The sequence below is a fragment of the Variovorax sp. AC194 genome, from assembly GCF_979257995.1.
This window is the reverse complement of sequence record NZ_OZ409823.1, coordinates 6,629,871-6,654,154: the sequence shown is the minus strand read 5'-3', so window position 1 is coordinate 6,654,154 and position 24,284 is coordinate 6,629,871. Positions and strand designations below refer to the sequence as shown.

The following is a 24,284-nucleotide window of genomic DNA, read 5'->3' as shown; positions in this document are numbered from 1 at the left end:
CCTGCATATGCCTCGGGCGCAAATAAGGTTGCGAGCGCCAAAAGCATTAAATGGAAAGCGCATTTATAAAGCATCGTTTAACCTTGGCCATATGCTGTTGAAAACATTTCGCCTGTCCATATCATGAATCGGTATTCTTGATGCACTTCCTCGATTGATTGCGCCGCCAACTCGAGTTATTTGGCCTGGCGTTGCCCCTGCATCTGCTTCCCTGTTGACTTTTTCTCGCGTCCAGTAAAAGCCAGAGGCGTCACAGGCATTGGCATCGTTGCTGGCCAGTAGATCTGCATTTGTGTTTGATGACGTGAAATCTTGGCCGCGATAATTGCCGTAGCCTTTGTAATTCCTTCGCCCTGTTATTTGCAAAAAGCCACGGCCCCGAAATCTCTCCCCGTCACCCGCCAATCCTCCATTTGCAGAATTTGCGGCACCGTTGTCCATCCCCGCAGCCTTGGTCAAAATCTGCGCGGGACGCGTTGACATATATGCTGTGCGAGTTATTGTTGAAGGATTGACTCCGGACGGAAGATTTCTGGCGCGTTGAACAGCGCGATCGTAGTCAGAGCCTGCTTCCGCGGGAGTAATGATTTCATACATCGTCCTCCAGTAGTTCGGCTCACCTAATTCCCTCCGGTATAGCCACCATCCAGTTTCGTGGCCGACTTGGGCCAAAAAATGCGCTTGACGCAAACGGCTATCGGAAATCGAATACTTCCGCAGCACCCGATTCATGGGAATTCTCAATCCCTCGGCGCGCACTCGACCTTCAACTGGCGCTGCGGCGAGGACTCTGGCCAGCTCATCCGTGCTCAACCACCCACACATCCTGAGGTGGCTGATGAACTCCCTTGGATGGAAGTGCCAGTGCTTGATCGTCAGGCGGTTCTTGTCTTCGGCAGGCAGGTCTTCCCAGAAGCAGAGCTTCTGCGCGAAGTCCGCCATTTCCGTGAAGTCGGTTTCGTCTTCCAGCGGGTACGGCATGTGCGGATTGCCGGTCTCCCTTGTCCACGCCCAGCGCTTGCGCACTTCATCCTTTGCCCATTCGGTCGGAAACTTGCAGATCGCCCTGGCCAATTTCTCCTGCACGTCGGATTTGCACAGGTTTTGCATCCGATCGGCTGCCTTCTGCGCTGGTGTCGGAACCACCGTGGCGCCGGGTTGAAGCGGCGAGGTCAGCATCGCGTCAATCGCCGTTGAGTCACAGCGACTGTTGTCGTCGGCAACGTCGTCATCGATCAGCTTCCAGCCTGCCCAATGCGGAAAATCGGCGTCGCTGAATTTCCTGGTATTGGCGGCATTCAGATTGATCCAGACGCCGCCCGGCTGGCCCGGCACGGCGACCTTGCGCCAATGGGCTGCATTCGCAGGTAAGGGGTCGGTGCCCAGATTGCGGCCGAAGCGCAGCAGTTCGTACCAGCCGCTGGGGCTGCTGACGAGTTGGTCGGCTGTGCTCAAGCGGCGATGGCGCGCGCTTGCTTCGGCATAGAGGTTGTATTCGGCATCGGTTTCTCGGGGCGCCGTACCCACGATGTCGCCGTTGAGCTTGTAAGTGGTGAGCGTGGCGCTACCTGCTTCATATGCAATGCCAACGATCAAGTCGTCGTTGCCGCTGTCCCCTGCAGTCGCCGGCAGGTGGACGCCGATTGGCTGCGCGCTGTAGCAGGGGCTCTTGGCGGGCACCAGCACGTACGCCTGGCCGTAGATCGCGTCAGTGCGGCCGTTGCCACCGAGGGCCAACTCACCCGTGGTGCGGCCGACGAGCCTGAGGGTGTCGGCGTCGCCCGCGATGATTTCCAGATGAATGCGGTCGCTCTCGCCGTGGATGGTGCCAGCCAGCCCGAGCCTGTCCTTGCGATAGATGGCCCTGCCGACAGGGGGCAGAGCGTGGTCCAGTTGCCGCAGGTGTTGGGTGATGGAGTAGTAGGTCACGGTGACGGGCGTGGTGCCCTGTGCGCCGATCTCGGTCACGTGGCGGATCACGACGCAACCGGTCGAGTGGTCCTCGTTGTCGTAGCGCGCGTTGCCCGCGGCGCGCCTGAAAATCACGATGCCGTCGGCGATGGCGCGCACGGGCTCCATGTTGGTCGGCGCATGGATGTGAAGGCCGCCGTGCCAGCCCATGGCCTGGCTGACCGGATACGCGCCGCTGCCAACGATGCCACCGGGCATGACGTCCTTGACGCACTGCCCGTCGTAGACGGGGATGTCGCTGAGCGAGAGAAAAGGGGGGCTGATGATCATGTCGATCGAGCTTCAGACAGAGAAACGAAACTTGCCGTTTTTCTTCGGCAGCACCTGGGGCAGGTCGAAGGAGGCGATGGCCACAGGCAGGCTGTCGGGCCCTGCAAAGCTGTGCGTGGCCGCATGCTCGCGCCAGATGCCTTGGGTGCCGTGCACGATCCCCGAGGCATTCCACCGCGTGTAGCTGCTTGCCCCGTTGATCAGGATCTCTTCCTTGGCGGTGATGCTGATCCGGTTGGCCTCCAGCTTGATGTCGAGCTTGGCCATGAGATTGATGCTGTCCTGCAGCGCCACGATGTCGATGCCGGCTGTGGCCGCTGTCAGGCGAATGGCTTTGTACGCAAACAGGCGAACAGCGTCCCTGACACTGGCCAGCAGGCTCTTGCCCGCGCTGATGCTGGTATGCCCGCCGCTGCTCAGCGCGGTGTGCTCGATGCTCGCGATGTGCGTTGTCGTGCCGGCGGTGCTGTGAATGCCTGCCGGGCTGGCAAGCACCAGATGGGGTTCCTCGAGTTCCGGGAACTGCCCTTGCGCCGCGTTGCCGCCCTTGCCCTTGATCGCGCTGTTGTGCGCCTTCAGTTTCGTCGTGACAGCATCCTGATCGCCTGTGAGGTGCCCCTTTGCTTGCTGTGCCGTATCGCTCAGCCCTTCATGCAAATCGCGCGCGGCTGTCAGCCGCGCGACGGTCTCTCCCAGATCGGTGATGTGCGCCTGCGCATTGGGCCGGCCCTCCGTGGTGACCAGCAAGCCCTTGGCTGCGCGGACGGCGCCATGCCCGTCGGTGCGCAACTCCACGCCCTGGCCGCGGTCGTCCTTGCGGCCCGCCGTGTCCTCGATGCGCCCGATGTGCCCGAGGCTCAGGCTGCTGCTCAGGTGATCGCTCTTGAGCTGCGCCTGGATCTTGCCGGGGTGGTCGTCCAGTTCGAGATGGTTGCCGCGCGCGCCGAGCCCGCTGCCATCCGCACTCAGCTCCCTGCTGCGAAAGCCCGACAGATTCTTCTGGCCGGGCAGTTGCCGCGGCGGCATGTTCAGCCGGTTGTAGACGCGGCCGGTGACGATCGGCCGGTCGGGGTCGCCGCTCTCGAAGTCGACGATCACCTCCTGGCCGATGCGCGGCACCTGCATGCCGCCGAACTGCGAGCCAGCCCACGGGGAGGCGACGCGAATCCAGCAGGAGGCGTTCTCGTCCTTCGTGCAGTACCGGTTCCAGTGGAAGCTGACCTTGATGCGGCCGTATTCGTCGGTCCAGATTTCCTGATTGGCAGGGCCCGTGACGATCGCCGTCTGCGGCCCCGTGGTGCGGGGCTTGGGCTGCGTCTGCGGCGAGCGAAAGATCTTGCTGGCGGGCTGGACCTCGAAGTCGGTGTGGCAGGCGTAGGCTTCCTCGCTACGGGCCTCGCCACTGGCCTGGCCACTCGCTTGACCGCTCTCGTGCAGCCGCAGCGTGCTGGCGATGACGAGGTAGTCGAGGTTCGCCGCGTCCTGCGGGTAGTTGACCAGCGAGAAGGTGCAGCCTGTCACCACCGCGCGCAGGTTGCCGCTGCCCCGGCCGCGGCTGCCGGGCGCGCCGGTGGCTTCCATGCGGGTGCGCGCCAGGTCGCGGCCTTCGTCGGGGTCGCTGTAGTCGCCCGGCCACTGGTACATCTCCTGCGTGTTGTGGCCGGTGTTGCGCGGCATGCTGGCCGTCTGCCGGAGCCTCGCGCGGGGCTTCGTGAAGTCGAAATCGTCGGTGACCCATCGGCCCGATGCGAGGTTCTCGATGCTCTGGAAGTGGCTGCAGTGCTCCTCGTCGATCCTGTGGCCCGGCGGGTAATAGCTGATGGCGTGGTACGCCTGGCTCTCGAACTTCCGGTGAGCCCCCGCGTCGTCCACCAGCACCAGCCGGTGCGCGCCGTCCCTGTGCTCGAAGAAGTAGTAGATGCCGAACTCCTGCATCAGCCGCGTGATGAATTCGAAGTCGGTCTCGCCGTACTGCACCTGGAACACGCGCTGGGGATAGCGGTGGGTGACGCGCTTTTCCGTCGGAAAGCTGTAGTCGGCGAGCACCTCCTCGATGATCTCCAGCGGGGTCCTGTTCTGGAAGATCCGGTGGTCGCTGGTGCGGGTCGCAAGGATCAGCCAGGGCCGCAGCACGATCTCGTAGAGGCCCCGGCGGTTCTCGTGCTGCACGAAGCGCGCGCTGGTGACCAGGCCGTTGATCTCGCGGGTGCCGGCGCCCGTGCGCGCCGTGGGGCCGAAGCCCTTGCCGTCGAGTTCAATGCGGATGCCGAACTCCTTGCCGACCAGTTGCTTGACCGGCACGTTGGCCGTGACGTACCCGGTGAGCATCGGGCTGTCGGGCGTCTGCAGGCGGACGGTGTATTCGAAGAGTTCGCCCAGCGCCTCGGTGCCGTCGAGCGACTTGAATTCCAGCGCGGGGCTGCCCAGCAGGCTGGGCATGGCGGGGCTGTCGACGCGGACGGTGCGCGAGGCGCTGAAGAGGGAAGAAAAAGACACGCGATGGACCTTGAGGAATGACCTTCCAAAAAGTCTGAGGCCTGCGTGCCCAGCACCATTGCAAACAATGGTCGCCTGACAGTCATCACCGAACAAACCAAAAAAGAGCGTGAAGTAAGTTGCAGAGTCCGTGGCGCTCAGACTCGTGCATTCAGGTTTCCAGACCAAGGCAGCATGGGTGACCGCCGTTTGCCGCCGCAACCTCAGCGACTCGCGATGGCCGTTGAACTGCTACCTACGTAGCCTCCAGGCGCACAGGCTCGAACAGGGGTTGAACTGAAGTCATAGCCGCGGGCGTGTTTTTTGCCTAGACTTTGCCCCATGAAACTCATCGATTCGCTCGTCACGCAGGCGGCCGGCATCGCCGCCGTCCGACGTGACCTCCACGCCCACCCCGAACTCTGTTTCCAGGAAGTCCGCACCGCCGACGTGGTGGCAGGCAAGCTCACCGAATGGGGCATTCCCATCCACCGGGGCCTGGGCACCACCGGTGTCGTGGGCATCGTCAAGAACGGCACCAGCAGCCGCGCCGTGGGCCTTCGCGCCGACATGGACGCACTGCCCGTCACCGAGCTCAACACGTTCGATCACGCCAGCAAGCACCACGGCAAGATGCACGCCTGCGGCCACGACGGCCACACCGCGATGCTGCTCGCAGCCGCCCAGCACCTGGCGAAGAACCGCAATTTCGACGGCACCGTCTACCTGATCTTCCAGCCGGCCGAAGAGGGCGGCGGCGGCGCCCGCGAAATGATCAAGGAAGGGCTCTTCGAGCAGTTCCCCATGGACGCCGTCTTCGGCATGCACAACTGGCCCGGCATGAAGGCCGGCCAGTTCGCCGTGAGCCCCGGCCCGGTGATGGCGTCGGGCAACAAGTTCCACGTGAACGTGATCGGCAAGGGCGGCCATGCGGCGCTCCCGCAGACGGGCATCGACCCGGTGCCGATCGCCTGCGAGATCGTGCAGGCCTTCCAGACCATCCTCACCCGCAAGATGAAGCCGACCGATTCGGCCGTGATCTCGGTCACCACCATCCATGCGGGCGAAACCAACAACGTGATCCCCGACAACTGCGAGCTCTCGGGCACGGTGCGCACCTTCTCGATCGAGGTGCTCGACATGATCGAGGCGAAGATGAAGCAGATCGCCGAGCACATCTGCGCGGCGCACGACGCGACCTGCGACTTCCGCTTCGATCGCTACTACCCGCCCACCGTCAACACCGAGGCCGAGGCCAACTTCGCGCGCGGCGTGATGAGCGGCATCGTCGGCGCGGAGAACGTGTTGAAGCAAGAGGCCGCCATGACCTCCGAGGACTTCGCCTTCATGCTGCAGGCCAAGCCCGGCGCCTATGCCTTCATCGGCAACGGCGATGGCGCGCACCGCGACGTGCACCATGGCGAGGGCCCGTGCACGCTGCACAACGCGAGCTACGACTTCAATGACGACCTGATCCCGCTGGGCGCCACCTGCTGGGTGCAGATCGCCGAGCAGTTCCTGAACAAGCCCGGCGGCAACGTCTCATGATCGGCATCGGCGAGGCCTTTTCGCCGCGCTATGCCCAGGCGCGCCAGAAATTCCTGCAGGGTTGCGTCGCCGCGGGCCTCACCGTGGAGCCGCATGCGCATCCGCTCAAGGGCCGCGACGGCGAAGACCTCTCGATGGACGTGGCCCTCGATGGCGATGCGAACGCCGAGCGCCTGCTGGTCGTCACGAGCGCCTGCCACGGCGTCGAGGGCCATTGCGGCAGCGGCGTGCAGGTGTTCGCGCTGCACGATGCCGAGTGGCGCGACAAGGCCAAGGCGCAGGGCGTGGCGGTGCTCTACGTGCACGCGCTCAACCCGCACGGTTTTTCCTACGGCCGGCGCGTGACGCACGAAAACGTCGACCTGAACCGCAACTTCATCGATTTTTCGCAGCCGGCGCCGGTCAACGAGCCCTACGCCAAGCTGCATCCGCTGCTCTTGCCCGACACCTGGCCGCCCACGCCCGAGAACCAGGCGGCTGTCGAGAAGTGGATCGAGAAGCACGGCGCCACCGCCTACCAGGCGGCGGTCACCAGCGGCCAGTACCAGTTCGACGATGGCCTCTTCTTCGGCGGCAAGGCGCCCACCTGGAGCAACAAGACCATCCGCGGCGTGCTGCGCCGCCATGCGGGCAACGCCAGGCGCATCGCCTGGATCGACCTGCACACGGGGCTCGGCCCCAATGGCCTGGGCGAGCGCATCTACGCAGGCAAGGACGACAAGACCGCCTATGCCCGCGCGAACGCCTGGTGGGGCACGCCCGCTGCGCCCGTCACCTCGATCTACGACGGTTCATCGACGTCGGCGCTGCTGCGCGGGCTGATGTGGGACGCCGTCTACGAGGAGTGCCCAAAGGCCGAATACACCGGCATCGCGCTCGAATACGGCACGCTGCCGATCCTGGAAGTGACCGGTGCCCTCCGCGCCGACCACTGGCTGCACAAGCACCCCGATGCGCCGGCCGACCTGGCCGACGGGATTCGCGCGCGGATGGTCGAGGCGTTCTATACGGACACCGATGCCTGGCGCGGGCAGATCGTCAGCCAGGCGCGGCAGGCGATGTTCCAGGCAGTGGATGGGTTGAGCGGTTGAGTCGTTTGCCGCTGTTCAGGGCGGCACTCCCGCCGACGGTGGGCTCTGTTTCGCGAATGTCCTCCGGCCTGCGGCCTCCCCCTTGATTTCGCGAAACAGAGCCCACCATCGGCGCGAGTGTTTCAGATCGGTCGTTGATCGCCGAACACCATCAGCGTGTCCATGTGCGCAGGGCATCGGGTGCTCCCCGCAGCGAAATCAAGGAGGAGGGGCGAAGCCCCGGGGGACATTCGCGGAGGGGAGTACCCGGTGGCCTGTGCACGCGCCCTGAACAACGGCGCCAAGAACTAGGTCCGAACCCGCCCATCCCCAGTCAGCATCGACAGCTCGACGAATTTGGACCCCACGTGGTTCTTCGCCGAGAACGACACCTCGAACCCACCGAACTGCTGCCGGTCGATGCTCTCCAGCCCTCCGACAAGACTCTCGCGCGTGACCTTGCCCGAGGCCTTGCGCAGCCCCTCGGTCAGCACCTTGGCGGCCAGGTAGCCCTCCATGCTCGAGAAGTTCGCGCTGGCCCCGCCGCCCGCCTTGCGCACTGCATCGACGAATTCGCGCGTGATCGCATTGGCCGGGTTGTAGGGCGAGGGCACCACCTGCGTCACCATCACGCCCGCGGCCTCCTTGCCGAGCTCGTCGGCCAGCGCCTGCGTGCCGACGAACGACAGGTTGATGAAGGTGCCGCCGTAGCTCGCCTTGCGCGCCTCGCGGATGAACGCGGCGCACGCCTTGTATGCGCCCACCTGCACCACCGCATCGGGCCGCGCGCCCACGATGGCCTTCACCGCCTGCGCCACGTCGGCCGAATTGCGCTCCACCGTGGCCATGGCGATGGGCTTCAAGTCCAGCTGCGAGAGCGCCAGCGTCACACCGTCGAGCCCGGCCTTGCCGTAGGCGTCGTTCTGGTAGAAGACCGCGATCTTCTTCAGGCCCAGGTGGGTGAGCTGCTTGACCATCAGCGCCGTCTCGTCGTTGTACGAGGCGCGCAGGTGGAACACGTTCTTGTGGAAGGGCTCGCGCAGCGACATCGCGCCGGTGAACGGCGCGATGAACGGCACCTTGTCCTTCACCGCGAGCGGCAGCGCGGCCAAGCTGGTCGGCGTGCCGATGTAGCCGAAGAGGGCGAACACGTCTTCCTCGATGAGTTTTTGCGTGTTCGCGGCGCAGCGGTCGGGCTCGTAGCCGTCGTCCAGGTTCTTGATCACCACGTTGCGGCGGCCGGCCTGGGCGTTGTACTGGTCCAGGAACACCTTGGCGCCCTGGTGGAACTGGATGCCCAGCTGCGCGGCCGGGCCGGTGAAAGGCGCGGACTGGCCCAGCACGAGGGGAGCCTCGGTCTGCGCCTGCGCGATCCGGAAGCTGCCCAGCGTGGCGGCGGCGCCGACGGCCAAGGAAAAATGCCTGCGATTCACCATGGTGAAAAACTCCCTCTGCGCGTTTTTCCGCACTCAAATTAGACTTGCCCGATGCCCCACGCACCGGACGCCCTGGAAGCCACGACTTCCGCCCCACCAGCCTCCCAGACGGTCACCGTGCTGGGCGCCTGTCCGCACGATTGCCCCGACACCTGCGCGCTGGTCACTACCGTCAAAGACGGCGTGGCCGTGAAGCTGCAGGGCAATGCCGCCCATTCGCACACCGGCGGCGTGCTCTGCACCAAGGTGTCGCGCTACATCGAACGCAACGACCATGCCGAGCGGCTGGTGCAGCCCCTGAAGCGCGTCGGCCCCAAGGGCAGCGGCCAGTTCGAGCCGGTCTCGTGGGACGCCGCACTGGACGACATCGCCGCGCATCTTCGGTCATTGCAGACCGATCCGGAAACAATTGTCCCCTACTCTTATGCGGGCACCATGGGGCTGGTGCAGGGCGAATCGATGGACCGGCGCTTCTTCCACAAGCTGGGCGCCTCGCTGCTGGACCGCACCATCTGCTCGATGGCCGGCGGCGAGGCGATGGTCCACACCCTGGGCGGCAAGGTCGGCATGCGGATCGAGTTCTTCGCCGAGGCGAAGCTGATCCTGATCTGGGGCAGCAACTCCATCGCGAGCAACCTGCATTTCTGGCGCCACGCCCAGGCGGCCAAGCGCGCGGGCGCGCGGCTGGTGTGCATCGATCCGCGCAGGACCGAGACCGCCGACAAGTGCGACGAGCACATCGCGCTCCTGCCCGGCACCGATGCCGCGCTGGCCCTGGCGCTGATGCACGAGCTGATCGTGCACGACTGGCTCGACCACAACTACATCGCCAGTCACACGCTGGGCTGGGAACAGCTGCGCGAGCGCGCGCTGCAGTGGCCGCCTTCGCGCGCGGCCGAGGTCTGCGGCATTCCCGAGGCGCAGATCGTGGCGCTGGCCGAGGCCTACGGCACCACCAAGCCCGCGGCCATCCGCCTGAACTACGGCATGCAGCGCGTGCGCGGCGGTGGCAACGCGGCGCGCGCCGTGGCCTGCCTGTCGGCGCTCGTGGGCGCCTGGCGCGACCGGGCGGGCGGATTGCTGCTGAGCAGCTCGGGCCACTTTCCGGTCGACCGCGCCGCACTGCAGCGCCCCGACCTCCTCGAAGGGCGCCGCCCGCGCACCATCAACATGAGCACCATCGGCGATGCGCTGCTCGACGCGGCGAAGCCGGTGAAGGCCATCGTCGTCTACAACAGCAACCCGGTGGCGGTGGCGCCCGATTCGGCCAAGGTGGTGGCGGGCTTCGCGCGCGAAGACCTCTTCACCGTGGTGCTGGAGCAGTTCCGCACCGACACCGCCGATTACGCCGACTACCTCTTGCCCGCCACCACGCAGCTGGAGCACTGGGACATCCACACGAGCTACGGCCACACCGACGTGCTGCTGAACCGCCCCGCGGTCGCGCCGCGCGGCGAGGCCCGCAGCAACGCCTGGGTGTTCCGCGAACTGGCGCGCCGCATGGGCTTCGACGAGCCCTGCTTCTCGGACGACGACGAGGCGCTGTGCCGCACCGCGTTCGCCGCGAACGCCATCGATTACGCGCAGATGCTCACGCAGGGCTTCACCAGCGTGAAGCTGCCCGAGGCGCCGTTTGCCGAAGGCCAGTTCCCCACGCCCTCGGGCCGCTGCGAATTCTTCAGCGCGCGCCTCGAAGCCATGGGCATGGATGGCCTGCCCGACCATGTGCCCAACTGGGAGCCGGCCGGCAGCTCGACCGAGTTTCCGCTCGCGATGATCTCGCCGCCCGCGCGCAATTTCCTGAATTCCACCTTCGTCAACGTGACGAGCCTGCGCGCCATCGAGGTCGAGCCGCTGCTCGAAATCCACGCGGCCGATGCCGCCGCGCGCGGCATCGAGGACGGCGCGATGGTGCGCGTGTTCAACGGGCGCGGCGAGCACCGCTGCCGCGCCGAGGTCTCGCGCCGCGCGCGCCAGGGCGTGGTGCACGGCATGGGCATCTGGTGGCGCAAGTTCGGCGGCGACGGCACCAACGTCAACCAGCTCACGAGCCAGCGGCTGACCGACATCGGCCGCGGCCCGACCTTCTACGACTGCCTCGTCGAAGTCGAACCCTTGTGAGAGCGCGTGTGAGAGCGCTTCCCGTACTGACGCTGGCCGGCGCCCTGTTCCTCACGGGCTGCGCGGACCTGGGCTACTACTGGCAGTCCGCCAGGGGCCACATCGGCATCATGCAGGCCGCCAAGCCGGTGCCCGAATGGCTCGCGGACCCGGCCACCTCGGCGCCGCTGAAGGCCAAGCTCGAACTCACGCAGCGCATCCGCCGCTTCGCCTCGAGCGAACTCGGCCTGCCCGACAACGCGAGCTACAAGTCGTATGCCGACCTGCACCGCCCCGCAGCCGTGTGGAACGTGGTGGCCGCGCCGCCGTATTCGCTCACGCTCAAGAGCTGGTGCTTCCCGGTGGCCGGCTGCGTGGGCTACCGCGGCTACTACAGCGAGGATGCGGCCAAGGCCGAAGCCGAGGCGCAGCGCGCACTCGACCTCGAAGTGGCCGTGTACCCCGTGCCCGCGTACTCCACGCTCGGCTGGATGAACTGGGCCGGCGGCGATCCGCTGCTCTCCACCTTCATCGGCTACCCCGAGGGCGAGCTCGCGCGCATCGTGTTCCACGAGCTCGCGCACCAGGTGCTCTACGTGCCGGGCGATACGGTGTTCAACGAGTCGTACGCCACTGCGGTCGAGCGCATCGGCGGCGGCGTGTGGCTGCAGCGAGAAGCCGGCGAGGCGGCGCGCCGCGAGTACGCGCAGTTCGACGGCCAGCGCCAGGAATTCCGCGCGCTCGCGCTCAATACGCGCCGCGCGCTCACGCTGGTGTACGAGTCGCCCGAGGCCAAGGCCAGGGACTGGACCGCGGTCGAGACGATGAAGAAAGCCGCGATGGCCGACTTCCGCGCACGCTATGCCGAGCTGAAGAAAGGCTGGCCCGGCCCGCGCCAGGGCGCCTACGATGGCTGGGTGGCGCGTGCCAACAACGCGGCCTTCGGCGCGCAGGGCGCCTACGACGACCTGGTGCCGGCCTTCGAGGCGCTGTTCGCGCACGAGGGCGGCGACTGGCCGCGCTTCTACACTGAGGTGCGGCGCATCGCCGCGCTGCCGACCATGGAAGAACGCCGAAGTGCCCTGCAGGCCGCCACGGGCATCCTGCAAACGCATTCCAGCGACAACAACAACGGAGATCACGGTGCCTGACATCCATATCGAGAGAAACCACACGCTGGGCATTGCCGGCGCCCGCGAAGTCGCGCGCCAATGGGTGCAGCAGGTCGAGCAGGACTACGGCCTGGAGTGCACCTACACCGAAGGCAAGACCTGCGACGTCGCCCAGTTCAGCCGCTCCGGCATCGACGGCACGGTCGAGGTGACCGCCGACACCTTCAAGCTCGAAGCCACGCTGGGCTTCCTGTTCAGTAGCTTCAGCGAGCAGATCGAGCAGAAGATCTCGCGCAACCTCGACGCGCTGCTCGATTCGCCGAACGGCGGCACGCGCTTCGCCTGATCGATCGGGGTCAGACGATCGTGTAGCCCCCGTCGACCGGCAGCGCCGCGCCGCTGACCATCGACGCGCCATCGGAGAGCAGGAAGAGGATCGGTGAGACCACCTCCTGGACCTCTGCAAACCTTCCCATCGGAATGTTCCTCAAGGCCGCCGCGCTCTTGGCCGGATCGGCCCACGCCTGCGCGGCCATCGGCGTGAGCGTCACGGTCGGGTTCACGCTGTTCACGCGAATGCCGTGCGGCCCGAATTCGAGACACAGCGAGCGCGTGATCGCATCCATCGCGGCCTTCGATGCGCAGTAGCAAAGGTGCGCATCGAGCGCGACCAGCGCGGCCTGGCTCGACACGTTGACGATGCTGCCGCGCACGCTGGCCGCGATCATCGCCTTGCCGCAGCGCGAAGCGACCAGTGCCGCGGCGCGCGCGTTCACGGCCATCACGGCATCGAAGCTTTCGGCCTGCAGGTCGAGCGCGGATTCGAGCAATGCGATGCCGGCGCAGTTCACCACGAGGTCGAACGCTGGCAAAAGTGCGAGCGCGCGTTCCAACGCAGCCGCGTCGCCCACGTCGACCACGAGAGGCGTGCAGCCTGCTTCTGCGTGCAGGGCGTCGAGCGCTGCGATGTTGCGGCCGATTGCCGTTACCGCTGCGCCTGACTGGGCGAGCTGCACCGCTACCGCGCGGCCGATGCCGCTGCTGGCGCCGGTCACGAGGGCACGTCGGGCGGAGAAATCGAAGGTTGTTGTCATGGTCTGTTGTCTTGTTTGGAGAGGCATGTGTTCAGGGTGAGTGCACAGGCCACCGGGTACTCCCCTCCGCGAATGTCCCCCGGCTTCGCCTCCTCCTTGATTTCGCTGCGGGGAGCACCCGATGCCCTGCGCACACAGAGCGCTGTCGTGGTGCTGGCCGATCAACCAGTGCTCCGAAAAACGAGCACGCCGATGGGGTGCCTTGCGCAGCGAAATCAAGGAGGAGGGGCGAAGCCCCGGGGGACATTCGCGGAGCAAGGTACCCCGTCGGCGTGGGCGTCGCCCTGAACCTGCGGTCGACTCAGGAAGCGAATTTCATTTCAGCCGATGCATCGCATCGCGCAATGCGGGGTAGAGGGATTTGTAGATGTCGAAGCGCTCGCGGTAGATCGCCTGCGCCGCGGGCTCGGGCCGCGCGCGTTCCACCAGCGTGACCCAGCCGCGCTCCGCAGTCGCCGCATCGACCAGCCCCGCGCCGAGCGCCGCGAGCATCGCCGCGCCGAGGGCCGCCTCGACCTCTTCCTCGATGGTGAACACCGGGTAGCCGGTGATGTCCGCGACGATCTGCATCCAGAGGTCCGAATGCGCCGCGCCGCCGACCACGATGAGGCGGTCGTCCAGCGGCTGGCCGCTCTGCCGGCCCGCTTCGATGTTGTGCTGCAGCGCGAAGCTCACGCCTTCGAGCACGGCGCGATAAAGGTGCGCGCGGCTGTGCGCGAGCGAGAGGCCGATGAACGCACCCTTGGCCTGCGCGTCCCAGATCGGGCTGCGCTCGCCCATCAGGTAGGGCAGGAAGACCAAGCCTTCCGCGCCGGGCGGCACGTCGACGGCCTTGCGCTCGATCAGCGCGTGCGCGTCTTCGCCGGTGCGCGCGGCCTCGGCCACTTCGGCCTGGCAGAAGGCTTCGCGAAACCAGGTGACGGCCGCGCCCGCGGTGATCGCGCCGCCGAACACATAGCTGCGGTCCGCGCCGCGGTAGACGTGCGGCATCGTGATGAGCCGGTGGCGCGCGTCCACCGCCGGGCTCACGAAGCCCCAGCACATGCTGGTGCCGATCATCGCGACGTGGTCGCCGCTGCCGGTCACGCCCGCGCAGAACGTGGCCACGGCCGCATCGACGCCGCCGGCCATGAGCGGCATGCCTTCGGCGAGGCCGAGCTTCGTTGCCCATTCGGCACCGAGGCCGCCGACGACATCGCTCGATTCGAGCAGGCGCGGCGGCATCATGCGCGCCGGTATGCCCAGCATGCCGAGCGCTTCGAACGACCAGCGGCGCTGCGCCGCGTCGTACACGCCGCCGATGTTGCCGGCCGAGCTGTGGTCGACCGCAAGCTCGCCGGTCAACCGCCAGTTGATGTAGCTGTTGGGCGGCAGGAACCAGCGCGTCTTCGCCCACACCTCGGGCAGGTGCTCGCGAATCCACAGCATCTTGGTGAAGCCGTAGTAGCTGTCGACGCCGTTGCCGGTGATCGCCTGCAAGCGCGCCACATCGAGCGTCGCGTTCACCGCATCGACCTCGGCGGTGGCGCGGCGGTCCATCCAGATGAGGCACGGGTGCAGCGGCTGCATGGCCTCATCGACCGGGATGCCCGCGCCGCCGTAGAGGCTGCTCACGCACATCGCGGCGATGTCCGCGGGCGCGACGCCGCTCTTGGCCACGCAGGCGCGCACGCTCTCGCAGACTGCGTCGAACCACACCGCGCAGTCCTGCTGCGCCCACAACGGCTTCGGCGTCTCGGGCTGGTAGGCCGCGCTCGCCTGCGCATGCACCTTGCCGTCGATGCCGACCAGCAGGCACTTGGTGCTCTGCGTGCCGATGTCGACGCCGATGACGTATTTCATGGCGCCGCGTTCCGCTGCTGAGGCTGCGGCTTGAGCAGCACCTTGATCGAGTCCAGTGAATTGGCCAGCGCGAACGCGCGCTCCCACTCCGTGAGCGGAAAGTCGTGCGTGACGATGCCCTTGGACGTGACGAGCCCGCGCGCCAGCAGGTCGATGGCGATCGGGTAGCAGTACGGCCCCAGGTGCGCGCCGCGCACGTCGAGCTCCTTGCGGTCGCCGATGATCGACCAGTCGGCGCTGGTCTCCGAGCCGAACACGCTGAACTCGACGAAGCGGCCGAGCTTGCGGATCATCTCCAGCCCCTGCGTCACGCCGATCGGCGCGCCGGTGGTCTCGATGTACACGTCGCAGCCGTAGCCTTCGGTGAGGCCCTTGACGATGGCGTCGGCGTTCTCGGTCTTGGGGTTGATCGTCACGTCGGCGCCGAACTGTTTTGCGAGGGCGAGGCGCTCGGGCACGAGGTCGATCACGATCAGCTTCTTCGGCGTCTTCAGGGCCGCGGCCTGCACCATCATCAGGCCGAGCGGACCGGCGCCTGCGATCACCACCACATCATCGAACTGGATGTCGCCGCGGTTCACCGTGTGGATCGCGCACGAGAGCGGCTCGATGATGGCCGCGTCTTCCAGCGAGATGCCGTCGGGAATCCTGTGCACGCGCGACGTGGGCGGCAGCCGCATGTAGTCGGCCATGCCGCCGTCGGCCACGATGCGCTGGAAGCCGAAGATGTTGTGCACCTCGCACATCCAGTACTTGCCGGTGGTGCAGAAGCGGCACTTGCCGCAGGGCACGATCTGCTCGGCGATCACGCGGTCGCCTTTCTCCACGCCGAAGTGCTCGGCGGCGCCTTCGCCGAGTGCCTCGACGTAGCCGAAGAACTCGTGGCCCGGGATCACGGGCGCCTTCACCCACGAGGGCTGGCCGTCGCCGCCCCAGAACATCTTCGCGCCCGAGTGGCACTTGCAGTCGGAGGCGCAGATGCCGCAGGCGGCGATGGAGATCAGCAGTTCGTTGCGGCCGATGGCCGGCATGGCGACGGTTTCGAGCCGGTAGTCCTTGGGGCCGTGGCACACGACGGCCTGCATGGCGGCCTGCACTGCGGAGAGTGCGCCGATGGCGCCCGAGGCGCCGGGCTGGAGCTTTTGATAAGACATGGGTTCCTTGTGATCAGGAGGTGTGAAGGGAAGGTGGGGTGGGTCAGCGCTTGGCTTCGCGGCTGATGAAGATCGCAAGGAGCACGATGCCGCCCTTGATGATCAGTTGCAGGTACGGCGACACGCCGATCATGTTGAGACCGTTGTTCAGCACGCCCAGCAGCAGCGCACCGACCAGCGTGCCGACGATCGCGCCGCGTCCGCCGGCGATGGACGTGCCGCCCATCACCACCGCCGCGATCGCATCGAGCTCGAAGCCCACGCCCACGCCGGGCTGCCCGCTCGTGACGCGCGCCGCCTGCACGATGCCGGCGATGGACGCGGTGAGGCCGCTCAGCGCATACACGAGCAGCTTGTAGCGGGACACGCGCACACCGGACAGGCGCGTCGCTTCCTCGTTGCCGCCGATGGCATACACGTAGCGGCCGAACGGCGCCATGTTCAGCAGCACATACGCCACGAGGTACGTCGCCAGCATGATGAGGATCGGCACCTTGATGCCCGCGAGCACGCCGCCGCCGAGGAAGGCGAAGGAGTCGGGCAGCCCGTCGATCGGATAGCCGCCGGTGTAGATCAGCGCAATGCCGCGCGCGATGCCCATGGTGGCCAGCGTCACGATGATCGGCGGCATGCGCAGGTACGCCACGCAGTAGCCGTTGAAGAGGCCGATCACCACGCCCACCGCGAGCCCGAGCGGCACGGCGAGCATCGGCGGCAGCCCGAACTGCACCATCATTCCCGAGGCCAGCGTGCCCGACAGCGCCACCACCGCGCCCACCGAGAGGTCGATGCCGCCGGTGAGGATCGCGGCCGTCATGCCCACCGCGATGATCGCGTTGATCGACGACTGCAGCGCGATGTTCTGCAGGTTGCCCCACGAGAGGAAGTTGTCGGTCGCCACGATCATGAAGACCGAGATCGCGATCAGCCCCACCAGGGGGAGAAAGGCCGTCGAGCGGCGCAGCTGCGTGAAGAATCCCCCGGTGGGAGCCGGCGGCGTGGGATGGCTGGCGGTGGCATTCATTGCGAACCCCCTGTGGTTGCGTGGCGCATGATGTCGCCCGAGTTGATGGAGTCGCCTTCGAGCGTGGCCACGATGGACCCGCCCGAGAACACGGCGACGCGGTCGCACATGCCGACGATCTCGGGCAGCTCGCTCGAGATCATCACGATGGCTTTGCCCTGGCGCGTGAGTTCGCGCATCAGGCTGTAGATCTCGGCCTTGGCGCCGACGTCGATGCCGCGCGTGGGCTCGTCGAAGATCAGCACCTCGCTCGCGTGGCCGAGCCAGCGCGCGATCACCACCTTCTGCTGGTTGCCGCCCGAGAGCGTGGCCACGCGCGTCTCGATGCTCGGCGCCTTCACGCCGACGCGCCTGGCGAGCTCGCCGGCCGATTGCTTCTCGGACTTCTGGCTCACGAGCCCCGCGCTCTTGTGCTTGCCCAGGTTGTTCATCGAGATGTTGAAGCGGATCGTGAAGTCGGTGATCAGCCCTTCGATCTTGCGGCTCTCGGGCAGGAGGCCGATGCCGTTCGCGAGCGCCTCGGTCGGGTCGTTCAGGCGCACGGGTTGGCCGTTGCGCAGCACCGTTTTCCGGTGCACGCGGTCGGCGCCCATCATTCCGAGCGCGAGCTCGGTGCGGCCCGACCCCACGAGCCCCGCGAAGCCGAGGATCTCGCCTTCGTGCAGCTCGAAGCTGTTGACGGGGCCGCCCTTGGCCAGCTGGATCTCGGGCACTTCCAGCACCTTGCGGCCGCGCGGCGCGGGCTGCGGCTTGGGTGGAAAGTTGTGCGCGATCCGGCGGCCCACCATCATCTCGACGAGCGCATCCACATCGGTCGCGCCCACGTCCGCATGCCCCGCGTTGGCGCCGTCGCGCAGCACGCTGATGCGGTCGCACACCTCGAAGATCTCGTCCAGGTGGTGCGAGATGAAGATCATCGCCACGCCCTTGGCACGCAGCTCGCGCATGATCCTGAAGAGATGCCCGGCCTCGTTCGGCGTGAGCGTCGCGGTCGGCTCGTCGAGCACCAGCAGGCGCGCCTTCAGCGACAGCGCCTTGCCGATTTCCACGAACTGCTGCTGCGCCACCGAGAGCCGGCAGATCGGCACGCCCAGGTCGATCTGCACGCCCAGCTCGTCGAAGAGCTGCTGCGCCGAGCGCTTCATCGCCGCCTTGTCCATCAGCCCGAAGCGGTTCTTCGCATAGCGGCCGAGAAAGATGTTCTCCACCGCGTTCAGGTACGGGATGAGGCTGAACTCCTGGAAGATGATGCCGATGCCCGCGGCGATCGCGTCGTTGTAGCCCGCGAACTTGCGCTCGCTGCCTTCGATGAAGATGCGGCCCTCGTCGGCCTGGTAGATGCCGCCGAGGATCTTCATCAGCGTCGACTTGCCCGCGCCGTTCTCGCCGAGCAGCGCGTGCACCTCGCCCTTACGGATCGAGAGGTCGATGCCCGAGAGTGCCTTCACACCCGGAAAGCGCTTGGAGACGCCTTCCAGCCGGAGCATTTCTTCTGCGGAGTTCATGGCCTGGTCCTGAGCCGTCGTGCCGTTGCGCCGTTACCAGGTGAAGGTCTTCGCGCCCTCGGCGTCGATCAGCTTCACGTCCACCGGCACCGCGGCGGGTACGTTGGCGCCCCACTTCTTGGCGAGCGCGATGCCGATGGCCAGGCGGATCTGGTCGCGCGGGTACTGCGCTGTGGTGGCGATGAACTTGGAGCCGGGCTTCTGCATCGCCTTGATGGCTTCGGGCGCGCCGTCCACGCTGGTGAGCTTCACGTCCTTGCCGCTCGCCTCGATGGCCGCGAGCGCGCCCATCGAGCCGCCGTCGTTCACGCTGAAGATGCCCTTCAGGTTCTTGTTGGCCTGCAGGATGTTCTCGGTCACGGTGAGTGCGGTGGCGCGCTCCTGCTTGCCGTTCTGCGTGCTCACCACCTTGATGCCGGGGTACTTGGCGAGCGCCTCGCGGCAGCCCTTCACGCGCTCCAGGATCGGCACGACGGGGATGCCGTCGAGGATCGCCACGTCGCCCTTCTCGCCGATGCTCTTGGCGAGGTATTCGCAGGCCAGGCGCCCCGCGTCGGTGTTCTTGGAGCCGACGAAGGAGTCGACCGGGCCCTGCGCATTCGCATCGACCGCCACCACGACGAGCCCCGCCTTCTTGGCCGAGCGCACCGCCGACTGCACGCCGGTGGAGTCGGTCGGGTTCAGCAGAAGGATGTCGACCTTCTTCTGGATCATGTCTTCCACGTCGCCGATCTGCTTGGCCACGTCGTGGCGCGCGTCGGTGGTGACGACCGTCGCGCCGATGGTGGCCGCGGCTTCTTCCAGCGCCTGCTTCATCGTCACGAAGTAGGGGTTGTTCAGCTCCTGGAAGGTCATGCCGATGCGCAGCGGCTGCTTGGGCGCCTGCGCCTGGGCGGCGGTAGCGGCGCACAGCAGTGCGGCGGTGAGGGCGGTGGCGTTGAGAAGGTTCTTCATGGTTGCGGTCTCCTTGGGTTCGTGTGGACTGTCGAAAAAGCGCGGGCAAAGGCGTGCCCCGCGCGGCGCCCGATGCGCCGCGCCGGTAACGACGCGGGGAACGAAAAACCGAACGCCGGCTACGGCGAATTGGCGGCGCGCGAGGCCGCGGCCTGCATGCGATGGAAGTTGCGGAACTTGGTCGGCGGCATGCGCTTGTGCAAGAGGAACTGCCGGTTGAAGTTCGAGACGTTGTTGAAGCCCACGTCCATGCAGACGTCCAGCACCGGCTTCTCGCTGTTGGTGAGCAGCTCGCAGGCGCGGCTGATGCGCAGCCGGTTCACGTAGCGCACGAACGACTGGCCCGTGTGCTTTCGGAACGACCGCGAGAACGCGCTCGGGCTCTGGCCCACGAGCTCGGCCAGCATCGGTTCGCGCAGCTCGTCGCCCAGGTTGGCCGAGATGTGCGCGAGCACGTTGTTGATGGCGTGCGACATGAAGGCCTTCGGGTCGGGCTTGAACGCGGGGCTCGCGAGCCGCTGGCGGTCGTGGCTGTCGACCAGCAGTTCGAGCAGCGAGAGCAGCAGGATCACGCGGCGCAGGCCCCGCGCCTGGAGCAGCGACTCCATGACCGGCTTGGCCGCGAGCGCCGTCTCGGCGGAGAACAGGAGGCCCGAGCCCGACTCGGCCAGCAGCGGCGCGATGCGCTCGAATTCGGGGAAGGTGGCCGCCATGTTCTTCACGAGGCCGGCCGGGAACTGGATCACGATGCCGCGCCGCTCCACGCTCTGGCCCGCGGGCACGTCGCTGATCCAGTTGTGCGGCAGGTCCGGGCCCATGAGCACGAGGTTGCCGGGCTCGAAGTGGCCGACGTGGTCGCCCACGAAGTAGACGCCCCGGGTTTCGACGATCAGCTGGATCTCGTACTCGGGATGGAAGTGCCAGCGCACCGTGCGGTACGGATAGCCGTGCGCCCAGGCGGTGAACGATTCATCGCTGCGGACTTCGACGATTTCCAGATCAGGCTGCATGAGCGGGTCCCTTTCCTTGTCTCTTTGTTGTGATTGCGACGCGTGACAGTGGAGCGGACTGTACGAATCGCCCAGGACGTCAACAACCAGACTCGGGGTCCGAAGTTGATACTTTTTTGACCTTGGCGCCAGCGGGTTGGCAAAGGCATTGCGGTGCAGCAAGCGCCTTTCTCCTCGGGAGAGAGGTGCAACCGGCAAGCGATTGCTGCGGTGCGGAAAGTGCCGGATGTGCGGCGTCAAGAATTCATAGGTGTTTTCCCGCCCCGCGGAGCGCGCGCCGCGACACGGCACACTCTGGCGCCATGACGAATACCGCTTCTTCCCAGGCCGCGCCGACCGCCGCGGGCCCGCTGGCCGGCCTCAAGGTCGTCGAGCTCGGCCAGTTGATCGCCGGGCCTTTCGCCGCACGCACGCTGGCCGATTTCGGCGCCGAGGTGGTGAAGATCGAGCCGCCCGGCGCGGGGGATCCGTTGCGCACCTGGCGGCTGCTGAAGGACGGCACCTCGGTCTGGTGGCAGGTGCAGTCGCGCAACAAGCGCTCGCTGGCGCTGGACCTGCGCGAGCCCGAGGCGCAGGCCATCGTGCGGCAGCTCGTGGCCGAGGCCGACGTGCTGATCGAGAACTTCCGCCCCGGCGCGATGGAAGGCTGGGGCCTCGGGCCCGACGCGCTGCTGGCGGCCAACCCCGGCCTCGTGATGCTGCGCATCAGCGGCTACGGCCAGACCGGCCCCTACCGCGACCGCCCCGGCTTCGGCGTGGTGGCCGAGGCGATGGGCGGGCTGCGCCACCTCACGGGCGAGCCCGGCCGCGTGCCGGTGCGCGTGGGCGTGTCGATCGGTGACACGCTGGCCTCATTGCACGGCGTGATCGGCGTGCTGATGGCGATGCAGCACCGCCACGCGACGGTGAGCGCCGAATATCCGAAGGGCAAGGGGCAGGTGATCGACGTGGCGCTTTACGAAGCGGTCTTCAACTGCATGGAAAGCCTCCTGCCCGAGTACGGCGCGTTCGGCGCGGTGCGGGAGGCGGCCGGCAGCGCACTGCCCGGCATTGCACCGACCAACGCGTACCGCTGTGCGGACGGCGGCTACGCGATCGTCGCGGGCAACGGCGACAGCATCTTCCGCCGGCTCATGGAATGCATCGGCCGCCCTGACCTGGCCGCCGATCCCGCGCTGGTGGGCAACGCGGGCCGCGTGGCCCAGGTGGAGATGCTCGATGCCGCCATCGGCGACTGGGCGGCCGCGCGCACCGTGGACGAGGTGCTCGCCGCCCTCGACGCCGCGCATGTGCCGGCCGGCCGCATCTACACCATCGCCGACATCGCGGCCGATCCGCACTACGCCGCGCGCGGCATGCTGCAGCAGGTGCAAATGCCCGACGGCAGCGCGCTCGCGGTGCCCGGCTTCGTGCCCAAGCTCTCCCTCACGCCGGCGAGCCACCGGCACAACGCGCCGGCGCTGGGCGCGGACACGGATGCGGTGTTGAGGGAGATCGGCCTGAGCGCCGGGCAGATCGCCGCGCTGCACGCGCGCGGGATCGTGGGTTGAAAAGGCAAATCCGTTCGCGCTGAGCTTGTCGACGCGTCGCGCAGGGCTTCGACAAGCTCAGCCCGAACGGTTCCTGGCGCGGGGTCAGGCGCGCAGGGATTCGATGAGGTCGATGTACTTCTGCTTCGCCTCATCGGCGCTCGCGCCCTTCTGGGCGGTCCACGCATCCCACTTGGCACGCGCGACGATGTCGCTGAAACTGGGCTTCTTGGCCGTGTTGTCGCCTTCGGTGGCCTGCTTGAAGAGGCCGTAGATCTTCAGCAGCGTCGGGTTGTCGGGGCGCTCGGCCAAGAGCTTGGAGTTGGCCTGGGCGGCTTCGAATTGGGCGTTGAGGTCGGACATGGCGGGTGGGAAGAAGATGAGTCGAAACGGCAATCTTAATAACCGCGAGCGCAAGGGACATTCATGAAGAAGACATCCATACGCTGGTGTGCCGCGCTGCTTCAAGTGCTGCTGCCGCTGCTGGCGGCCACGGGCGCGCATGGCGCGCTGCGCGAGGAACAGCTCGACGTGCCGGTGCAGGTCAGCGACATCTACGGCAAGCGCGTCGAGCAGTCCATCCGGGTGACGGTGTTCTCGGACGACGCGAACCCGGTACCGGCCCCGCTGATGGTGCTCAACCACGGCCGGGCGGCGCAGGCCGCGGAGCGCGCGGCCATGGGGCGCGCGCGTTATTCAGTGGCGTCGCGCTTTTTCGTGGCGCAGGGCTTCGTGGTCGCGGTGCCGACCCGCATCGGCTACGGCGTGACCGGCGGCGAAGACGTCGAAGCCAGCGGCCAGTGCGGCGCCAGGCGCTACGGGCCGGCCTACGAGGCGGGGCTGGCGCAGACGCTGCGGGTGCTGCAGCTGATGCGCGCGCGGCCCGATGTCGATCCGGCGCGCGCGGTCATCCTCGGGCAGTCGTTCGGCGGAACCATCGCCATCGCGGCCGCCGCCCAGAACCCCGCGGGCGTGGTGGCGGCCATCAACTTCGCGGGCGGCGGTGGTGGCAATCCGAAGACCCAGCCGCAGCGCCCGTGTTCGCCGGAGGCCATGGAGCGCCTGTTCGGCCAGTACGGCAAGACGGCGCATATGCCCACGCTGTGGATCTACACCGAGAACGACCAGTACTTCGGGCCGACCTATCCGCAGGAGTGGTTCAAGGCCTTCAGGGATGCGGGCGGCAAGGGCGAGTTCACGCAGTTCCCGCCGTACGGCGAGGACGGGCATGCGCTGTTTTCGCGCTATCCCGAAGTGTGGCAGCCGCGCGTGCGGGCGTTCCTGGAGCAGGTCGGGGTGACGCGCCAGAGACGGTGATGCGGTGACGCGCTGACGCGCTGACGCGCGCGCAGGTCAGTCCGACAGCCCCGCCCGCGCCAGCTCCACGTCCAGCCGCTCCCGCGCATCCGCGGGCTTGAGCGCCGCGGCCTTTTCGTAGAGCTGCGTGGCCTCGCCCATGCGCGAATCGCCGTGCAGCATCAGGAGGGCGCGGGCGTATTCCATCATTCCCGCGGCCGAATGCGGATGCAGTGCGAGGCCGCGCTCGAAGAGTTCCACCGAGGTCTCGGCGCGCACCCCGTAGGTCATGCGCCCGACCAGCGCGCCCACTTTGTCGATCACCTCGGCGTGGAACGCGGCCAGCGCGACGTGCGCGTCGGCGTGGTTCGGCTGCAGCGCGATCACATGCTCCAGCGCGCCCTTGAGCTTGCTGCCCAGTCCCTGCGCCAGCGCGCGCGCCACGCTGATGCCCTGGCTGTAGCGGCCCAGCGCGTAGGCCTGCCAGTAGAGCGCCTGGCAGTTGTCGGGCTCGGCGGCGACCTGCGCGCCGGCGCGCTCGATCACCTGGCGGAACAGCGCGAGCCGGGCGCCCTCGCGCGGCTCGACGTAATTGGCATAGATGGCGGTGGCCTGGTTGGCCAGCACCAGGCCTTCGGAGCCGTGCAGGAGGCCGATGGCGGCGGCGCGTTCGAATTCGCCGCTGTGGTACAGCGCCCAACCCTCGGCCAGCGGCGCATCGGCGTCCGGCGGGGGCAGGTGATGGCCGGCGTGCAGGCGCGTCCAGTGCGGCAGCACGCTGCGCGCGTCGAAGCGCGGCACGTCGGGGTAGGGGAGCGGCTTCCACGGTTCCGCGTTGGCGGCGACCGGGCCGGCGGACATCAGCGAGAGCGGTTTGAAATCGGGGTGGGGCAT

The 24,284-nt window shown here is 67.1% G+C and carries 19 protein-coding genes; 7 read left to right on the top strand and 12 right to left on the bottom strand.

Going from position 1 to position 24,284, the window contains the following annotated elements; translation table 11 throughout:
- Positions 1-63: 63 nt before the first annotated feature.
- Together ACZYRS_RS31315 and ACZYRS_RS31310 are read right to left on the bottom strand one after the other, a co-directional pair.
- Positions 64-2,241, bottom strand: coding sequence for a hypothetical protein (locus tag ACZYRS_RS31315; RefSeq protein ID WP_463422311.1), 2,178 nt, complete (start codon positions 2,239-2,241; stop codon positions 64-66).
- A 12-nt stretch (positions 2,242-2,253) separates the two neighbouring features.
- Positions 2,254-4,737, bottom strand: coding sequence for a type VI secretion system Vgr family protein (locus ACZYRS_RS31310; protein WP_463422310.1), 2,484 nt, complete (start codon positions 4,735-4,737; stop codon positions 2,254-2,256).
- A gap of 321 nt (positions 4,738-5,058) precedes the next feature.
- Between ACZYRS_RS31310 and ACZYRS_RS31305 the strand changes: the two genes are divergently transcribed.
- Both ACZYRS_RS31305 and ACZYRS_RS31300 read left to right on the top strand, forming a co-directional pair.
- The gene (locus ACZYRS_RS31305) at positions 5,059-6,264 is read left to right on the top strand and encodes a M20 aminoacylase family protein (protein ID WP_463422309.1); all 1,206 of its coding nucleotides are present in this window, start codon (positions 5,059-5,061) and stop codon (positions 6,262-6,264) included.
- Positions 6,261-7,355 carry a M14 family metallopeptidase gene (locus tag ACZYRS_RS31300; protein WP_198787029.1) on the top strand — a complete coding sequence of 365 codons (1,095 nt, stop codon included), beginning with the start codon at positions 6,261-6,263 and terminating at the stop codon, positions 7,353-7,355. The genes ACZYRS_RS31305 and ACZYRS_RS31300 overlap by 4 nt, the downstream gene beginning before the upstream one ends.
- 287 nt (positions 7,356-7,642) lie before the next feature.
- Here the strand turns inward: ACZYRS_RS31300 and ACZYRS_RS31295 are convergent, their stop codons facing one another.
- Entirely contained in the window at positions 7,643-8,770 is a 1,128-nt protein-coding gene (locus tag ACZYRS_RS31295) for an ABC transporter substrate-binding protein (protein WP_463422308.1), read from the bottom strand.
- A 51-nt stretch (positions 8,771-8,821) separates the two neighbouring features.
- On the opposite strand from ACZYRS_RS31295, the gene ACZYRS_RS31290 reads away from it, so the two are divergent.
- The 3 genes from ACZYRS_RS31290 to ACZYRS_RS31280 are packed head-to-tail and all read left to right on the top strand — an operon-like array spanning position 8,822 to position 12,328.
- Positions 8,822-10,891 carry a molybdopterin-containing oxidoreductase family protein gene (locus ACZYRS_RS31290; RefSeq protein WP_463422307.1) on the top strand — a complete coding sequence of 690 codons (2,070 nt, stop codon included), beginning with the start codon at positions 8,822-8,824 and terminating at the stop codon, positions 10,889-10,891.
- 8 nt (positions 10,892-10,899) lie between these two features.
- A complete protein-coding gene (locus ACZYRS_RS31285) occupies positions 10,900-12,021 on the top strand; it encodes an aminopeptidase (RefSeq protein WP_463422306.1) in 1,122 nt (373 codons plus the stop codon).
- A complete protein-coding gene (locus ACZYRS_RS31280; protein WP_463422305.1) occupies positions 12,014-12,328 on the top strand; it encodes a polyhydroxyalkanoic acid system family protein in 315 nt (104 codons plus the stop codon). The genes ACZYRS_RS31285 and ACZYRS_RS31280 overlap by 8 nt, the downstream gene beginning before the upstream one ends.
- A gap of 10 nt (positions 12,329-12,338) precedes the next feature.
- On the opposite strand, the gene ACZYRS_RS31275 is transcribed toward ACZYRS_RS31280, so the two are convergent.
- The 7 genes from ACZYRS_RS31275 to ACZYRS_RS31245 form a co-directional block, all read right to left on the bottom strand.
- Positions 12,339-13,076, bottom strand: a complete 738-nt coding sequence (locus ACZYRS_RS31275) for an SDR family oxidoreductase (protein ID WP_463422304.1) — start codon at positions 13,074-13,076, stop codon at positions 12,339-12,341.
- Positions 13,077-13,391: 315 nt separating this feature from the next.
- On the bottom strand, positions 13,392-14,918 hold the full coding sequence (locus ACZYRS_RS31270) for an FGGY-family carbohydrate kinase (protein WP_463422303.1): 1,527 nt from the start codon (positions 14,916-14,918) through the stop codon (positions 13,392-13,394).
- Positions 14,915-16,072, bottom strand: coding sequence for an alcohol dehydrogenase catalytic domain-containing protein (locus ACZYRS_RS31265; RefSeq protein ID WP_463422302.1), 1,158 nt, complete (start codon positions 16,070-16,072; stop codon positions 14,915-14,917). The genes ACZYRS_RS31270 and ACZYRS_RS31265 overlap by 4 nt, the downstream gene beginning before the upstream one ends.
- Positions 16,073-16,115: 43 nt before the next feature.
- Positions 16,116-17,096: an ABC transporter permease gene (locus ACZYRS_RS31260; RefSeq protein WP_463422301.1), complete on the bottom strand. Its 981-nt coding sequence runs from the start codon at positions 17,094-17,096 to the stop codon at positions 16,116-16,118.
- Positions 17,093-18,601 (bottom strand): sugar ABC transporter ATP-binding protein, encoded by a 1,509-nt coding sequence (locus ACZYRS_RS31255; RefSeq protein ID WP_463422300.1) that lies wholly within the window; start codon positions 18,599-18,601, stop codon positions 17,093-17,095. The genes ACZYRS_RS31260 and ACZYRS_RS31255 overlap by 4 nt, the downstream gene beginning before the upstream one ends.
- Positions 18,602-18,634: 33 nt before the next feature.
- Positions 18,635-19,555: an ABC transporter substrate-binding protein gene (locus ACZYRS_RS31250; protein ID WP_463422299.1), complete on the bottom strand. Its 921-nt coding sequence runs from the start codon at positions 19,553-19,555 to the stop codon at positions 18,635-18,637.
- A 119-nt stretch (positions 19,556-19,674) separates the two neighbouring features.
- A complete protein-coding gene (locus ACZYRS_RS31245; protein ID WP_198787039.1) occupies positions 19,675-20,565 on the bottom strand; it encodes a helix-turn-helix domain-containing protein in 891 nt (296 codons plus the stop codon).
- 302 nt (positions 20,566-20,867) lie between these two features.
- On the opposite strand from ACZYRS_RS31245, the gene ACZYRS_RS31240 reads away from it, so the two are divergent.
- Positions 20,868-22,115 (top strand): CaiB/BaiF CoA transferase family protein, encoded by a 1,248-nt coding sequence (locus ACZYRS_RS31240; protein WP_198787040.1) that lies wholly within the window; start codon positions 20,868-20,870, stop codon positions 22,113-22,115.
- Positions 22,116-22,199: 84 nt separating this feature from the next.
- Here the strand turns inward: ACZYRS_RS31240 and ACZYRS_RS31235 are convergent, their stop codons facing one another.
- Positions 22,200-22,457 carry an acyl-CoA-binding protein gene (locus ACZYRS_RS31235; RefSeq protein ID WP_198787041.1) on the bottom strand — a complete coding sequence of 86 codons (258 nt, stop codon included), beginning with the start codon at positions 22,455-22,457 and terminating at the stop codon, positions 22,200-22,202.
- 63 nt (positions 22,458-22,520) lie between these two features.
- Here ACZYRS_RS31235 and ACZYRS_RS31230 point away from each other — a divergent pair, with 63 nt between their 5' ends.
- Positions 22,521-23,411 carry a dienelactone hydrolase family protein gene (locus ACZYRS_RS31230; RefSeq protein ID WP_198787042.1) on the top strand — a complete coding sequence of 297 codons (891 nt, stop codon included), beginning with the start codon at positions 22,521-22,523 and terminating at the stop codon, positions 23,409-23,411.
- Between the two features lie 36 nt (positions 23,412-23,447).
- On the opposite strand, the gene ACZYRS_RS31225 is transcribed toward ACZYRS_RS31230, so the two are convergent.
- A complete protein-coding gene (locus ACZYRS_RS31225) occupies positions 23,448-24,284 on the bottom strand; it encodes a tetratricopeptide repeat protein (protein WP_198787043.1) in 837 nt (278 codons plus the stop codon).

Coding starts and splice junctions, on each gene's coding strand:
- ACZYRS_RS31315 (WP_463422311.1), bottom strand. CDS start 2,241: ATGATCATCAGCCCCCCTTTTCTCTCGCTCAGCGACATCCCCGTCTAC.
- ACZYRS_RS31305 (WP_463422309.1), top strand. CDS start 5,059: ATGAAACTCATCGATTCGCTCGTCACGCAGGCGGCCGGCATCGCCGCC.
- ACZYRS_RS31300 (WP_198787029.1), top strand. CDS start 6,261: ATGATCGGCATCGGCGAGGCCTTTTCGCCGCGCTATGCCCAGGCGCGC.
- ACZYRS_RS31295 (WP_463422308.1), bottom strand. CDS start 8,770: ATGGTGAATCGCAGGCATTTTTCCTTGGCCGTCGGCGCCGCCGCCACG.
- ACZYRS_RS31290 (WP_463422307.1), top strand. CDS start 8,822: ATGCCCCACGCACCGGACGCCCTGGAAGCCACGACTTCCGCCCCACCA.
- ACZYRS_RS31275 (WP_463422304.1), bottom strand. CDS start 13,076: ATGACAACAACCTTCGATTTCTCCGCCCGACGTGCCCTCGTGACCGGC.
- ACZYRS_RS31270 (WP_463422303.1), bottom strand. CDS start 14,918: ATGAAATACGTCATCGGCGTCGACATCGGCACGCAGAGCACCAAGTGC.
- ACZYRS_RS31265 (WP_463422302.1), bottom strand. CDS start 16,072: ATGTCTTATCAAAAGCTCCAGCCCGGCGCCTCGGGCGCCATCGGCGCA.
- ACZYRS_RS31260 (WP_463422301.1), bottom strand. CDS start 17,096: ATGAATGCCACCGCCAGCCATCCCACGCCGCCGGCTCCCACCGGGGGA.
- ACZYRS_RS31255 (WP_463422300.1), bottom strand. CDS start 18,601: ATGAACTCCGCAGAAGAAATGCTCCGGCTGGAAGGCGTCTCCAAGCGC.
- ACZYRS_RS31250 (WP_463422299.1), bottom strand. CDS start 19,555: ATGAAGAACCTTCTCAACGCCACCGCCCTCACCGCCGCACTGCTGTGC.
- ACZYRS_RS31245 (WP_198787039.1), bottom strand. CDS start 20,565: ATGCAGCCTGATCTGGAAATCGTCGAAGTCCGCAGCGATGAATCGTTC.
- ACZYRS_RS31240 (WP_198787040.1), top strand. CDS start 20,868: ATGACGAATACCGCTTCTTCCCAGGCCGCGCCGACCGCCGCGGGCCCG.
- ACZYRS_RS31235 (WP_198787041.1), bottom strand. CDS start 22,457: ATGTCCGACCTCAACGCCCAATTCGAAGCCGCCCAGGCCAACTCCAAG.
- ACZYRS_RS31230 (WP_198787042.1), top strand. CDS start 22,521: ATGAAGAAGACATCCATACGCTGGTGTGCCGCGCTGCTTCAAGTGCTG.
- ACZYRS_RS31225 (WP_198787043.1), bottom strand. CDS start 24,284: ATGCCCCACCCCGATTTCAAACCGCTCTCGCTGATGTCCGCCGGCCCG.